This window comes from Falsigemmobacter faecalis, from assembly GCF_003863335.1.
Taxonomy (GTDB): Bacteria; Pseudomonadota; Alphaproteobacteria; order Rhodobacterales; family Rhodobacteraceae; genus Wagnerdoeblera; species Wagnerdoeblera faecalis.
Genome location: NZ_RRAZ01000007.1, coordinates 67,273 through 80,577 on the forward strand (window position 1 = coordinate 67,273; position 13,305 = coordinate 80,577).

Consider the following 13,305-nt stretch of genomic DNA (forward strand, 5'->3'; position numbering starts at 1 on the left):
GCGAGCGTTGCAGGAATCGAGGCGTTGTGGCAGCTTTTGACCATAGCAGAACGATAAACTGCGATCTCAGAATAATCGGCGGACAGGCTCCGCCCCCGGTAATGGATTGAACTGATGGCTCTGAAATCCTGGGTCACCGCGGCCCTTCTGGCGGCCACTTCGCTTTCAGGTCTCGCCGCGCCGCTGGCGGCGAAAGAGACCCTGGTGGTGGATTTTGTGGCAGAGCCGGCCTCGCTTGACCCGCATGGTCAGTGGGATGTCGCGAGCTATACGGTGTACCGCAATATCTTCGACAATATGCTGACCCGCGATGAGACCGGGGCCATCCAGCCGCAGATCGCGACCGCCTGGACCTATCTCTCAGACACCGAGGTTGAGTTCAAAATCCGCGATGATGTCAGCTTCCACGACGGCGTGAAGCTGACGGCGAAAGACGTGGCTTTCTCGGTCAACCGTATGATCTCGCCCGACTATGCCAGCCCGCAGAACGGCCAGTTCAACCAGATCGAAAAGGCTGAGGCCAAAGACGACACCACCGTCGTTCTGACCACCAAAGGCCCCTATCCGGTGCTGATGGCGCAGCTGACCAAACTCTCGATCGTGCCGGAACATGTGGCCGGCAAGGTCACGAAAGAAGAGTTCAACCTGAACCCGGTCGGCTCGGGCCCCTATAAATTCTCGAAATGGACCCGCGGCGTTGAAGTCCTGGTCGCCCGCAACGACGACTATTGGGGCGAGAAGGGCCAGTTCCCCCAGGCCTCCTTCCGCTCGGTGCCGGATGGCGCGACCCGGATCGCCAATATTCAGGCCGGCGTCACCGATATTGCCGCGAATTTCGACAATGATCTGGCCGATCAGCTGGAAGCTTCGGGCGAGGGCAAGGTGCTGCCGGTTCTGGGTGAGCGTCTGGCGTTTTTCGCGCTGAACCCTGCGGTTGCGCCGCTTGATGATCTGCGCATCCGTCAGGCGATTGCCCATGCCATCGACAAAGAGGGCATCGTTGAGGGCATTCTGGGCGGCTATGACGCGGTTCTCAACCAGATGACCACGCCGGTTTCCTTCGGTTACGTCGAAGGCATCACCGCGCCGGAGTATGACGTTGAAAAAGCCCGCGCCCTGGTGGCGGAGGTCGGCGACAAGGCAAAGACCCCCTTCAAGCTGCTGACCACGCCGACCTATGATCCGCGCGTTGTCCAGGCGATCCAGCAGATGCTGGCGGAAGTCGGTCTGACCGCTCAGATCGAATCGGGCGATATGGCGAACTGGATGAAGCTCATGCAGTCCGATCGTCAGACCACCCCCGGCACCGCCTTTGGCCGCTGGAGCTGTGGCTGCCAGGATGCGGACGGCGTGCTTTATTCGCTGCTGAACTCAAAAAGCCCTTGGGCGAGTGCTGAGAATGCCGAGATGGACGCGCTCCTCGAAGAGGCCCGGGTGACCATCGATCAGGACAAGCGTCTTGAGCTTTACAAGCGCGTGCATGAGATCAATGCCGAAGAGCTGTACATGATCCCGCTGTACCAGGCCTCGGTGATCTATGGCGCGGCAAAGAACATCGATTTCAAGCCGCTGCCGAATGAAAACCTGTTCCTGAACCGCGTTCGCATGACCGAATGATCGGGCCCTGCGCCTGAGACCAGGCCGGGCTGTCCGAAGGGGCAGCCCGGCTTTTTATCTGACGGGAGAGGCCTGATGTCTGTTTTTGTGAAAAACGCCCATATCGTTGATGTGCAAAGCGGTGCGGTCTCGGGAGAGAGCTCGCTGACCCTGGTGGGGGGCGTGATCCGGGCCATGGGCGAGACGGCGGCCCCGGAGGGGGCGCAGATCCTTGATGCGAAAGGCGGATTTGTCATTCCGGGGCTGATTGACGCTCATGTGCATGCCATCGCTTATACCGCCGATCTTGGCGCGCTGCCCTATGCCTCGCCGGGCTATGTCGCGCAGCGGGCGGGGCGGGTGCTGAGCGATATGCTGAAGCGCGGTTTTACCACGGTGCGCGATGTCGGCGGCGCGGATTTCGGGCTGGCGCAGGCGGTGGAAGAGGGGCTGATCCGTGGCCCGCGGCTGCTTTATGGCGGCAAGGCGCTGTCGCCCTCGGGCGGGCATGGCGATCACCGCGGCATGGGCGGCAATGTCGAAGAACCCGCCTATGCGCAATACAGCCTTGGCCGTCGCTGCGACGGGGTGGATGCGGTGCGCCGCGCCGCGCGCGATGAGATCCGCCGGGGTGCGCATCACATCAAGATCATGGCCAATGGCGGGATCTCCTCGCCCACGGACCGCATCACCTCGGATCAGTTCTCTGAAGAGGAGATCCGCGCCATCGTCGATGAGGCCGAGATGGCAAACCTTTATGTCGTCTCGCATACCTATACCGCGCGCTCGGTGGCGCGGGCGGTGCGCTGCGGCGTGCGCTCGATTGAGCATGGCAATCTGATTGATCCTGAGACCGTGGCGCTGATGGTGCAAAAAGGCGCCTGGCTGACGCCGACGCTGTCGATCTTTCGCGCCATTCATGAAGTGGGGCTGGAGAGCGGCTTTCCGGCCGACCGGCTGGAGAAAATCCGCGTGGTGCTGGAGGGCGGGCTGAATGCGGTGGAGCTGGCCTGGAAGGCCGGGATCCCCATGGCCTATGGCACCGATCTGATCGGGCCGATGCAGGTGCGCCAGCTCGATGAATTTGCGCTGCGCGCCGATGTCATCCCGCCACTGGGGCTTTTGCAGCAGGCCACGATCAATGGCGCAAAGCTGATCCGTATGGAGGACAGCCTGGGTCAGATCGCAGAGGGCTTCCGCGCCGATCTGTGCATCCTTGATGCCAATCCGCTGGAGCCTGGCGTACTGCCTGCTTTTGCGAAACACCTTCGACTGGTGATTAAGGGGGGGCAGCCAGTCTGACGCGCGGCCCCTGAGAAGGCAAAGGGCGCTCTCAAAGGAGGGCGCCTTTTGTGTTTCAGCCTGTTGAAAACGATTTCCGGGCGGGTCTTCCGGAAATAACAGTGAACTCTTGCGTTACACCTGCCTTGAGTCGGGCAAGTGAGGGTGGTTTTCCACCCGATCTGTTCCTTCGGGGGCTGCTGTGGCGGGCTTTCAGCCTCTCCGGCTGGCCTCAGCCCTCAGCCTCAGGGCAGGGCGATCTCGGCCTCAACCATCCCCTGCCACTCTGCCTCGCTGAGATCTTTCAGCGGCAGGATGCGGGTGGCGCGGGCGGTGAAGGGAAAGACCCGCGCATCGGTAGAGGCAAAGCCGCCGCTGTCGACCACAAAGACCCCGGCTTCGGCCAGCGGGGTATAGGAGGTGCGGAAGTGGTTTGAGGATTTGACGTGGATGATGGCTTTCTCTTCCAGAACAATCCCCTGACTGCGGAAGGCCTGGGTATCATAGGCCTGAATGCGCTCGGTGGTCAGGATGATATGGCCCGCTTCGCCGATCCGCAGGATGGCACTCTCGCCGCCCTCCAGCAGCTCGCCCCGCAGATTTGCGCCTTCATTGCGGTATTTCAGATCGGACAGCCGCTCGACCAGAACTTCGGCTTCCCAGGGGGTGCCGTCGCGCAGCCGCCCCATGCGCAGCCTGCCGCGGTGGCCCGCACCAATCGCCCGGGCGGCTTTGACCGCCTCCGGATCAACGAGGAAGCCCGCCGCGAAGGACAGGCCGCTTTGCGCCAGATCGCGAAAGAGATCGGCCACATCGGCCACCCCACCCGAGCCGGGGTTGTCGCCGGCATCCGCAAGGACCACGCGGCCCCGGGCTGCGGCGGCACAGACCTGCTCCCGCGCCTCAGACCACAGGGGCGCACGGGCCAGCGCCGCCTCGCGCCGGGTCCGGAGGGCGGCGGCCATCGCGCGGCAGGCCTGATCCATCGCCGCGCGGTCGGTGCCGGTGACCAGGACCGAGGTGCCCACCTCTTCGCTGTCGTGATAGGGAAAGCCGCCCATCAGCACCACATCCGACAGGCCGGGCCGCAGGCTCAGCGCCTCGCTCAGCGTTACCAGATCGGCGAAGGGCGCGGTGTCAGAGGTCTGCGCACTCATCGGCACCATGATCGGCAGGCGGTAGCGCCGCGTGCGCGGCTTTGCCGGATCGCGCAGCAGATCAATCATCCGCGCGCCGCGCTCTTTGGTGTCGGAATGCGGATAAAGCCTGCCGCCCATGGCGACATCGACCACCGCACACAGCCGCGGCTCAGGATTGGCGTGGAAATCGAGGGTGACGCCCAGCGGTACCTGATCCCCGATGCGGGCGCGCACCGCTTCGGCGAGGCGGGTTTCCGGCTCAGGCTCGCCCTCCACATGCAAAGCGCCGTGCAGCGCGAGGGCCACCAGATCGACCGGCCCCTGCGCCAGGATCGCATCAAATGAGGCCAGGATCTCGTCGCAGAGCCGCAGATAAGCGGCGTGATCCAGCGTGCCCCCCGGCAGACAGCCGGTGCAAAGCCCATAGGCGACCTCATAGCCCGCCGCATCCAGCGCCGTGGTGATGCCGCCGAGCCAGTTCGACGTCGCGCCAAATTCCGCCCGCACGGCTTCGCCGCATACATATTGCGCCCGCAGAAAACCGTCGTAATCGGCCTTGGTGGGGGTGAAGGCATTGGCCTCATGGAAGAGCTGAAGAACGGCGGCGCGGGGCATGAGATGTCCTGTCAGAAAGAAAGGGGGGCGTCAGGCGCTGTCGCGGCGCAGGATCTGAAATCCGGTGTCCTGCGGCGGGCTGTCGGCCTGCGCGCCAGGTGTCAGGCTGAGAAGGGCGGCATGGCCGATGGCTTCGGCATTGATCGCAAGCGTGGTCAGCGACGGCAGGGTCTGGGCAGAGATTTCGTAATTCCCCCAACCGGATATGGCAATATCCTGAGGCACCCGCAGCCCGCGGCGCTGGCATTCAAACAGCGCTCCGGCGGCGATCGTATCGGTGGGACAGATCACCGCCTGAACCTGCGGCTCGCGCGCAAGGATCCCGGCCATGGCCGCGGCACCTTCGGTAAAACTGTCGGTGGTCTGCACCGGATGGATCAGGCCGCGCGCGCCGTCACAGCCCGCAACCCCGGCCTCAAAGGCCGGACGGCGCAGTCGGAAGCGGGCGGCGAGGGCCCCGTCATGATCAATCAGCGCCAGCACCCGCCGCCCGGCCTCAAGATGCAGCGCGGTCATGGCCGTCATGGCCGCGACGGCGTCATAGCCCACGCCTTTGCCCGCGCCCGCAGGCAGCAGCCAGGTCTCGACAAAAGGCGTCGCGGTCTGGCGCAGCATCCGCAGGGTCGCGGCCGAATGATCGCCCCCGATCAGCACCACCCCGCCGACCCGCAGGCCGATGAAGGTCTCAACCGCCTCTGCCTCGCTTTCGGGGCTGTCGGCAAAGCTGAGGATGATCCGGCGACCCGTCTCGCGCGCGGCACGGCGCAGCCCGCAGAGATAGCGCTCAAAAGACGAGTTCCGCATGGTCGGGAGCAGCACCCCAACGACCGGGCTTTGCCCGCTGGCCAGAGTTCCGGCCAGAACATCGGGGATATAGCCCAGCTCCTGCGCGGCAGTGCGCACGCGCTGCAGGGTGTCGCTGCGCAGCTTTTCGGGGCAGCGAAACGCATTTGAGGCCGACATCAGCGAGACCCCCGCGCGGCGTGCAACCTCTGCCAGGGTGACGCGTCCGCTTTGTCGTGCGCGGCGCTTCGGGGCCTCGGGCAGCACCGCAGCGCCTGGGTCAGCTGTTTGCTCAGTCATGGTCCATCCGGTCTGCACCCGATCAGAGTTACAGAGAAGGCGCTGGGGGGTAAACCCATCGCCGCAGGCGGGGCGGGGCGGATTCTGAGCCGGTCTGCCGGGTCGATGTCCTCGTCGTGACCTGCGGCGGGCAGGTTGCAGCCGTATTGCCCGCGAATCCCTGCAATTCCTGCCGCGCCACCCCATGCGCAGCCCGACCGAAGAAGAAAAATCGCAAGGCGCGGAAAAATATTCATAAAATCTTCTTTTTTGCTCTGGACGGCACCGAACACCATAGCTATACCACCCCACATGTTCCGGCGTAGCTCAGCGGTAGAGCAGTTGACTGTTAATCAATTGGTCGTAGGTTCGATCCCTACCGCCGGAGCCATAAAATCTCTGAGAGATCAGTGATTTGACGAAAAGCCCCCGCAAGGGGGCTTTTTTCGTATTCCGCCTCCCGCATGGTTTTCAGGCTGTATTTTCGGCCTCGCTGCGGGGCGGCAGGGCAGGGCGGCTTATTCCCCATATATACGCTCTGACTGCGGGGGCTCAGTCTTTCTGCGGCCTGTTTTGTCGTGATGAAATCCCTCTGCGGCGGGCAGGATATCTGCTGACTTGCGGGGCGCCTTGGTTCTGCGCTATGCAGAAACTGTTATGATATAACATAACGAATCACATCGAGCCGGAGCCACCATGCACCGTATTTCCCTTGTCGCACTGTTTTGCTTTTCCGCCGCTTTGGCCTTTGGGCCGCCGCTTTGGGCGCAAAAGACGCCCCACAGCCACAGCCACAGCCACGCCCATGACCACAGGCATGATCATGCCCATGACGAAGAGGCCGGAAAAATCGCGCACGGCTATTTCAGCGACGCTCAGGTCGCGCCGCGCCCGCTTTCAGACTGGGCGGGGGTGTGGCAGTCGGTCTTTCCGCTGCTGCAGGATGGCACCCTGGACCCCGTCATGGCGCAGAAGGCTGCGGGTGGCACCCGCACGGCGGCGGAATGGGGCGCCTATTATGAGGCCGGCTACCGCACCGATATTGCCGCCATTACCATAACCGCAGAGGGGGCTTTCACCTTCCGTCGTGCGGATGGCAGCGGCTTTGCCGGGCAATATGCCAGTGACGGGCAGGAGGTGCTGACCTATGCCAAAGGCAATCGCGGCGTGCGGTTTAGCTTTCGGAAGACCGGCGGCGATGCCGGGGCCCCGCTTTATGTGCAGTTCAGCGACCACCGCATCTCGCCTTCGGTCTCAGATCACTTCCATCTTTATTGGGGCAATGATCGCGCCGCCCTGCTGGAGGAGGTCAGCCACTGGCCGACCTATTACCCTGCCGCGCTGAGCGGCGCTGAGATCGCGGCCGGGATGATGGCCCATTAAACCAAAGGGGGCCATACCCCGGCCCCTTTTCAAATCCGCCGCAATACTGTTTCTGGCCCCCGGGTATGAAGGGGGGCAGGGCCGGGTGAAACAGGCTTTTCAGCACAGCCGCAGGGGTAACTGGCGGTTCAGCCTCTCTGAGGGGGCGGGGCCGGATCTGGTGTTGGCCTTCTCTTCTGTGGGGCATGATCCGGATGAAATGCCCTCGCCGGAGTTCCTGACCTCGGCCTCTGCGGGCGGGCAGCGACGGGTGCTCTGCATCGCGGATCGGGGCCGCAGCTGGGGGCAGGACCCCGGTTTCGCCCCGGCGCTGAAACGGCAGGTCGCGCAGCTGGAGCCAAAAGGCCGGGTTCTCGCGATCGGATCCTCCATGGGGGGCTGCCTTGCGCTGCAGGCCGCCACAGTTCTGCCCCTGAGCGCGGTGCTGGCCTTTGGGCCGCAATGGGCGCTGGGGCCGGACTGCCCGGATGAGACGCGCTGGCCGTTGTGGCGGGCCGGGCTGCGCGCGGGGGCGGGGGCCCGCGCCTTCTGGCCGCCGCCTGAGGGGGTGGCGGTGACGCTGCTGCACGGGCTGAAAGATGATCTGGCGCAGGCCCGGGCGTTTCCGGCGCAGCCCGGCGTCGATCATCTGCTTTTTGCCGAAGAAAGCCACTCTGATCTGGCGCTGAACCTTAGGGCACGGGGCCTTCTGGGCGGGCTCACAGAGGCTGCGATCGGTCATGACAGACGGCGGCTTTTACGGCTGGCCTCGTCTGCCGGGGGGATTTCGCGCAAAAGGCTTTGGCGCGGCACGGCGGGCTAACCCCCCGAAAACCTGCGAAAAACAAAGATCTGCCGCCCGCGAAACATTTTCCGCCTGTCCTGCGTTATTTTTGCTGCGGGGCGGTTGACGCCCCCTCAGACATTCCGTAAACACCCTCTCACAGCGCGGTTGTAGCTCAGTTGGTTAGAGTACCGGCCTGTCACGCCGGGGGTCGCGGGTTCGAGCCCCGTCAACCGCGCCACGCTTCAAAAGCCCTCCGGTTCGCCGGGGGGCTTTTGACATTTCCGGCGTTTTGTTGCGCGCGGAAGGCGTTTGTTAACCATCAGATGCAAGGATGAGCCATTCGACAGCCGGAGCTGAGCCATGGCCCTTTCGCATCTTTCCGCCCTGCGCCCCCTGCGGGCCAGGGATCTCGATCCTCTGCTGACTGAGTTGAACGCGATTTCGCGTCAGGCCGAGGATATCCAACACCGCATTGCCGTGCTGCAGGCCGGGGGCCGCTGCTGCGACCGGGCTGGCCCATGCGGCGGCTCCTCCCGGAGGATATGCCAGCTCCGGAGGAAATTAACGGGCCAGACCCTGAGCCGGAGATGTGGGAGGGGGACCTGGCGGATGAGGAGCCGGTTTCTCCCGCCCCTGAGGTCGCGGCCACGGCACCAGACCTGCCGCAGCCTGAGGTCGACGAAGACCCGCCCGCTGAAGATCCGCTGGCCCTCATCCTGCGCATCGCAGGCGATCTGGAGGAGATCCGCAGCCGCGAGACGGCGCCCTCTGCGGCAGAACTGCAGATCCGGGCCATCCGTGACCGGATCGCCCGGGGGGCAGCCTTCACCACGGCTTATTTGCCAGAGGCCAGCGCCTCAATCTGATCGCGCCAGATTTCCATGTTATAGCCGTGGCGCGCGGGCAGGGCGACCAGCTCATCGGTGGGGCGATTGCCGGCCTGGCTCAGCGCCCAGACGATCGACGAGCGGTTCCCCGAAGCGCAATAGGCCAGAATGCGGCCTGCTGCGCCGGAAATCGCCGCGCCCTGGGTCGAGACATTCTCCATGGTAATCGCGCCGCCGATCACCGGGTTGGCGACAAACGTCAGGCCGGCGGCCTCAGCGGCAGCCCGCATGGCCTCGGTGCCGATCTCGGAAGGGATCTCGCCATCGGGGCGGTTGTCGATGATCAGGCTGTAGCCCGCCTCTGCGATCTGCGGCAGATCCTCCAGGGCGATCTGCGGGCTGACGCTGTAATTGTCGGTGATTTCGCGAATAGTCATCACTGTCCCTTTCCGTGGCGCCCGGCACGATCCGGCCGAACGTCTTTACCATACTGCGGTGACAGGGCAGCGAAAAGCCGCCCCGCCCCTTACTTCAGCACAAGTCCCGCGACCACCGCGCCCAGCCCCAGCGCCGAGACCGCAAATGCGCCCAGGTTCACCGCCACGACGCGCTGGACCACTGCGCTCAGCTCCTGCTGAGACAGGCCCGCACGTTTGGCGCCGATCACCCGGCGGATGCACCAGAAAATCCCGATAAGCCCGGCCACCGTCATCGCCGCCCCGGTCCAGATCAGCCATTCCATCGCGGTATCCCCTTTGCAGATTTAGCGCGCACCTAGCCGCAGCACCCCTGCGCTGGCAAGTCTTCTTGAACCGGGGGGCGACGGCGTTTAGGAAGGCAGGGACCCCCGCGAAATGAGGCGCAAATGACCAACCCGAATGATGCCTATGCCGTGACGGCAGATGAACTGCGTCAGTTCATTGAGCGTTTCGAGCAGCTTGAGGCGGAAAAGAAAGACGTGACCGAGCAGCAAAAAGAGCTGCTGGCTGAGGCCAAGGGCCGTGGGTATGACACCAAGGTGATGAAAAAGCTGATCACCCTGCGCAAGCGCAAACCCGACGACATCGCCGAAGAAGAAGCGATCCTTGAGATGTATAAAGCCGCGCTCGGGATGAACTGAGCAAAGCCAGACCCCCGGGGCCCGCGCCGCCGGGGGTTTTTTATTCTGCGGCGGCCGGATCCTGTGCCGGGGCCTGGTGAAGCTCAGCTGGTCCTCCGCCTGTCGGTCAGTGCGGATGGCGACAACCGGTGACCTGAGGGTGCCATTCATCAGAAATCCGGTGATCGGCCTCGACGCGATTGGTGACAAAATCGCTGGCATTGATCTCTTTCGCGAGAGGACTGGCTTTGCGGCTGCTGCAATTCCGGCGTGACGTGATCGCTCCGGGAGGGATGATCACAGTGAGAACGGGACGGGTGCCGGTCTCCGTACCGATTGTTGCCGGAAGTCGGCCGGCCACAGCGCAACCTTCGCCGCGCGCGCGGGCTGGGGAAGTCGAAGATCCCGCCCCGGGACCGGCCTTTGCTTTTTGTTTTTACCCGAGCTGCCGCGCGCCGTGAAAAAGACTCAGATCGCGGTGATCCAGGGCGCTGATGTTCATGGTCTTTCAACAGCCCTGTCAGCCGGCTAAGCGGGCAGATCGATTTGTGGCTGCTGCTTTCCCCGCACCCCCGAGCTATGGGGAAATAGTCCTGTCAAAATGAACCCTGCGCCGCGCGCCATGTCCGGCAGTGTCCTGAGGACCATGGCGGGCCGGAGACGTCTTGCCCTGTGCCTGTGCTAAGGGCCGGGCCAGAAACCCGTCAGGAGGAGTGTTTTCCCGGCGATGGGCTACCTGCCAATCCCGGGGCGCCTGATCCCTGCGCTGTCTGCGGGCAGGTAATAGGGGCCGGATATGCGGTCTGAACCTTCTAATGCTTCTGCCACCGGCCAGGTGCCTATAGTCGGGAACGGGCCGGCCGAGCACCGACAGACGAAGCGGGCCCGCCATAAAGTCTGTTTCCTGGTGCTGCGGCAACGCAGACAACACCTTGATGGCGAGGCAAAATTGGATTGCCGCCGCAGAAAACCGCCCCGGCTGTCCGACCTTTCTGCCCGGGGGCGTGAACCATGGCATGTCGGGGGTAGCCCAGCCCATCAGCAAGCCGCGAGGGATCAGCGCCCGATTGTCGCGGGGGCGGTTCGTCCTGCGCAAGTCAGGGCCAGACCTGTTTATCGGGTCAGCCATTCCTGCTGCCAACAAAGGTGCCTCCGTCGGCAGCAGGCATGGCGCAGCAAACCCCCTCAGACCTGCTCGCGAAGGATTGAGGCCGTAAGGGAGACCATCAGATAAAGCCCCGCAAAGATCAGCATGGCCACGGCGGTGTTTTCAAAGGCACGCGGGTAGCTGGCGATATCCGGTGCCACAGGGGCCACCGACAGCGACAGGTAGCGCTGCTGTCGGTTCGCTTCAATGCGGGCGGTTTCAAGCTGTTGGGCGGCCTGGGTCAGCAGCAGCTGACGGGTCTGCACATCGGTCTGCGCCAGAACCAGTTCGGACTGGATCCGCGCGATGGAGCGCCCGGAGCTGCTGTCGTCCTGGGTCAGCCGGTCACGCAGCTGCCTTATCTGCACTTCAAGCGTTGTGATCCGGCGTTCCAGCGGCTCAACCCTGGCGCGGTTGGGGGCGGTATTTGACAGCATCTGCGCCAGCGCCAGCCGATCCTGGGTCAGCTGTGTCTCAAGCGCGGTGATCTGGCTTGAGATCAGCGAAATCTCCACCTCACCGGAGAGGACTTTATTCACTTCCTGCAGGTCAACCAGCTTCGACTGTGCGGCAAGAAGGCGGCTCTCAGCCTCAGCGAAGCTTTCATTTGCGCCTTTCATCTGATCGTTGCGCAGCCGCTCAGACAGATGGTTCACCTGCTCTTCGGCGTAGTGGATCAGCCGCTTTGACCAGGCTGCTGACAGCGCCGGATCGGGGGCCGAGACCTCCATTTTGATGATCCCCTCAGTGGGATCATAGGCGATTTTGACGTATTTCTGGTAGATTTTATAAGCGGCTTCAATCGAGTTCGGATCGTCAAGGCGCTGCAGTTCATCCACATTCGGATCGGCAAAGACGGCGCGGAAGTCCAGGTCCGCATCCAGCCGCAGCATGGCGTCGCGCGACTGCAGATAGCCCTGAACGGCGATCGAATCCTGCGAGGTTGCAAACTGCGTGCCCGAAAACAGCCCGCCGAGGCCCCCGCCGACCTGACTTTCGGCCTGCTGAATGACAAACTCTGCCCGGGTGGCATACATCGGCGTGGCCAGAAGGCTGTAGTAAATCCCTGCGATCAGCGTGGGGATACCGACAAAAAGCCACAGCCGCGCCCAGAGCATCGCCATCCGCCGGCGTCTGCGGCGGGCGATGTCGCGCTGAATGCGCTGAATATCGGCCGCATGGTTCTGTTGTGCGCGCGCTTCGGGGGGCAGCAGAAGATCCGGGCCCGCCGCCTTCGCCAGATTTCGCCCCTTTGCGGTCGCCGGAAGCTTTGCCCCTTCACCGGGGCGGCCGTCTTTTTTCGGCGGCACCGGCGGGGGGGCATCGGGGGGGCTTGCGCGCGGTGTCACGACCTCTTCGATCGCATTGCTGCGTGCAAAGGGATCAATGCCCGCGGCGCGCAGCTGGCGCAGAGCGTCTTCATCGCCGCTGGTGGTCAACCCCTGCTTTTCCGCAATCCGCCGCAGCATCCGCAGCTGCCGCGGGCCCAGACCGGTGGTCTCCGGCGCAGGCTCAGTGGCGGGGGGCGGAGTGGGGCGTGCAGCCTCATCGCCGAGCAACTCGCCTGTCAGCGCAGCTTTCGGGGGGCGGACAGGGGCGGCCGCTGCCGCACGCAGCGCCGCAAGCGGCTCTGGCAGGGTCAGGCGGAAGCGGGGAAGCTCACTCTGTGTAGTCATAAAGCCGCTTCGCCTCTTCCAGACTGTCGAACATATAAAGTTGCCCGTTGCGCAGAACCCCTGCGACCTGGCAGAATTTTTCAAGAATTTCCGATTGATGCGAGACGATGACCACGGTTTTGCCCGCCAGACGCTCGCGCAGGATCGCACCGGCTTTGCGGTTGAAGGCCACATCGGTGGTCGAGGGCATCCCCTCATCGATCAGATAAATGTCAAACTCCATCGCCAGCATCAGCGAGAAGGAAAACCGCGCCCGCATCCCCTGGCTGTAAGTGCCGACGGGCATGTCGAAATATTCCTCAATACCGCAGAGCCAGCGGCAGAAGGCTTCGACATAATCAGGGTCCAGCCCGTAAAGCCGCGCGATATAGCGCGCATTTTCGGTGCCGCTGTGTTTGTTGTTCACGCCGCCCATAAAACCCAGCGGAAAGCTGATCCGGCTGGTGCGGGTGATCGTGCCGTCATCAGGCTTTTCAAGCCCCGCCATCATATTGATAAGCGTCGTTTTTCCGGTGCCATTGGGGGCGAGAATGCCCAGCGAACGCCCCGGCTCCACCCGGAACGAGGCATTGTTGAGGATCACTTTGTGCTTTTTGCCGGTCCAGTAGCTTTTGGAGACGGCGTTAAATTCTATCATCAGTTACCTCTGGCAGGGCGGCTCCGGCCCGGCGCCGCTGTCGTCAGGCTATCGGGAAAGAGGTTAAGGTCGCAATA

Annotated in this window: 14 protein-coding genes and 2 tRNA genes; 8 read left to right on the plus strand and 8 right to left on the minus strand. The window is 63.5% G+C overall.

Annotation, left to right across the window (positions count from 1 at the left end; translation table 11 throughout):
* Positions 1–114: 114 nt before the first annotated feature.
* Together EG244_RS06285 and EG244_RS06290 are read left to right on the plus strand one after the other, a co-directional pair.
* Positions 115–1,617 carry an ABC transporter substrate-binding protein gene (locus EG244_RS06285; RefSeq protein ID WP_124964164.1) on the plus strand — a complete coding sequence of 501 codons (1,503 nt, stop codon included), beginning with the start codon at positions 115–117 and terminating at the stop codon, positions 1,615–1,617.
* A 75-nt stretch (positions 1,618–1,692) separates the two neighbouring features.
* Positions 1,693–2,898, plus strand: coding sequence for a metal-dependent hydrolase family protein (locus EG244_RS06290; RefSeq protein WP_124964165.1), 1,206 nt, complete (start codon positions 1,693–1,695; stop codon positions 2,896–2,898).
* Positions 2,899–3,122: 224 nt separating this feature from the next.
* Here EG244_RS06290 and EG244_RS06295 read toward each other — a convergent pair whose 3' ends face one another.
* Genes EG244_RS06295 through EG244_RS20335 form a run of 3 tightly spaced genes read right to left on the minus strand, consistent with a single transcriptional unit; the run spans position 3,123 to position 5,989 of the window.
* Complete coding sequence (locus EG244_RS06295; protein ID WP_124964166.1) at positions 3,123–4,631, minus strand: M81 family metallopeptidase; 1,509 nt, start codon at positions 4,629–4,631, stop codon at positions 3,123–3,125.
* A gap of 30 nt (positions 4,632–4,661) precedes the next feature.
* Positions 4,662–5,714, minus strand: a complete 1,053-nt coding sequence (locus EG244_RS06300; protein WP_158617252.1) for a LacI family DNA-binding transcriptional regulator — start codon at positions 5,712–5,714, stop codon at positions 4,662–4,664.
* Complete coding sequence (locus EG244_RS20335; RefSeq protein ID WP_158617253.1) at positions 5,711–5,989, minus strand: hypothetical protein; 279 nt, start codon at positions 5,987–5,989, stop codon at positions 5,711–5,713. Before EG244_RS20335 ends, EG244_RS06300 begins: the two co-directional genes overlap by 4 nt.
* A 20-nt stretch (positions 5,990–6,009) precedes the next feature.
* On the opposite strand from EG244_RS20335, the gene EG244_RS06305 reads away from it, so the two are divergent.
* The 5 genes from EG244_RS06305 to EG244_RS06325 all read left to right on the plus strand — a co-directional run bounded on the left by EG244_RS06305 (position 6,010) and on the right by EG244_RS06325 (position 8,708).
* Positions 6,010–6,084, plus strand: a tRNA-Asn gene (locus EG244_RS06305).
* 305 nt (positions 6,085–6,389) lie between these two features.
* On the plus strand, positions 6,390–7,076 hold the full coding sequence (locus EG244_RS06310; protein WP_124964168.1) for a ZinT family metal-binding protein: 687 nt from the start codon (positions 6,390–6,392) through the stop codon (positions 7,074–7,076).
* Positions 7,077–7,161: 85 nt separating this feature from the next.
* Positions 7,162–7,878, plus strand: a complete 717-nt coding sequence (locus tag EG244_RS06315; RefSeq protein WP_124964169.1) for an alpha/beta fold hydrolase — start codon at positions 7,162–7,164, stop codon at positions 7,876–7,878.
* 125 nt (positions 7,879–8,003) lie between these two features.
* A tRNA-Asp gene (locus EG244_RS06320) sits at positions 8,004–8,080 on the plus strand.
* Positions 8,081–8,429: 349 nt separating this feature from the next.
* Complete coding sequence (locus EG244_RS06325) at positions 8,430–8,708, plus strand: hypothetical protein (protein WP_124964170.1); 279 nt, start codon at positions 8,430–8,432, stop codon at positions 8,706–8,708.
* On the opposite strand, the gene EG244_RS06330 is transcribed toward EG244_RS06325, so the two are convergent.
* Both EG244_RS06330 and EG244_RS06335 read right to left on the minus strand, forming a co-directional pair.
* Positions 8,678–9,106, minus strand: coding sequence for a TIGR01244 family sulfur transferase (locus tag EG244_RS06330; RefSeq protein ID WP_124964171.1), 429 nt, complete (start codon positions 9,104–9,106; stop codon positions 8,678–8,680). The two genes, EG244_RS06325 and EG244_RS06330, sit on opposite strands and share 31 nt — an antisense overlap.
* 89 nt (positions 9,107–9,195) lie before the next feature.
* Positions 9,196–9,411 (minus strand): hypothetical protein, encoded by a 216-nt coding sequence (locus EG244_RS06335; protein WP_124964172.1) that lies wholly within the window; start codon positions 9,409–9,411, stop codon positions 9,196–9,198.
* 123 nt (positions 9,412–9,534) lie between these two features.
* Between EG244_RS06335 and EG244_RS06340 the strand changes: the two genes are divergently transcribed.
* Positions 9,535–9,789, plus strand: coding sequence for a DUF2312 domain-containing protein (locus EG244_RS06340; RefSeq protein ID WP_124964173.1), 255 nt, complete (start codon positions 9,535–9,537; stop codon positions 9,787–9,789).
* 556 nt (positions 9,790–10,345) lie between these two features.
* Here EG244_RS06340 and EG244_RS21440 read toward each other — a convergent pair.
* Genes EG244_RS21440 through EG244_RS06355 form a run of 3 tightly spaced genes read right to left on the minus strand, consistent with a single transcriptional unit; the run spans position 10,346 to position 13,228 of the window.
* On the minus strand, positions 10,346–10,897 hold the full coding sequence (locus EG244_RS21440) for a transposase (protein ID WP_124964174.1): 552 nt from the start codon (positions 10,895–10,897) through the stop codon (positions 10,346–10,348).
* Between the two features lie 56 nt (positions 10,898–10,953).
* The gene (locus EG244_RS06350) at positions 10,954–12,591 is read right to left on the minus strand and encodes a capsule biosynthesis protein (RefSeq protein WP_124964175.1); all 1,638 of its coding nucleotides are present in this window, start codon (positions 12,589–12,591) and stop codon (positions 10,954–10,956) included.
* The gene (locus tag EG244_RS06355) at positions 12,575–13,228 is read right to left on the minus strand and encodes an ABC transporter ATP-binding protein (RefSeq protein ID WP_124964176.1); all 654 of its coding nucleotides are present in this window, start codon (positions 13,226–13,228) and stop codon (positions 12,575–12,577) included. Before EG244_RS06355 ends, EG244_RS06350 begins: the two co-directional genes overlap by 17 nt.
* Between the last annotated feature and the right edge of the window lie 77 nt (positions 13,229–13,305).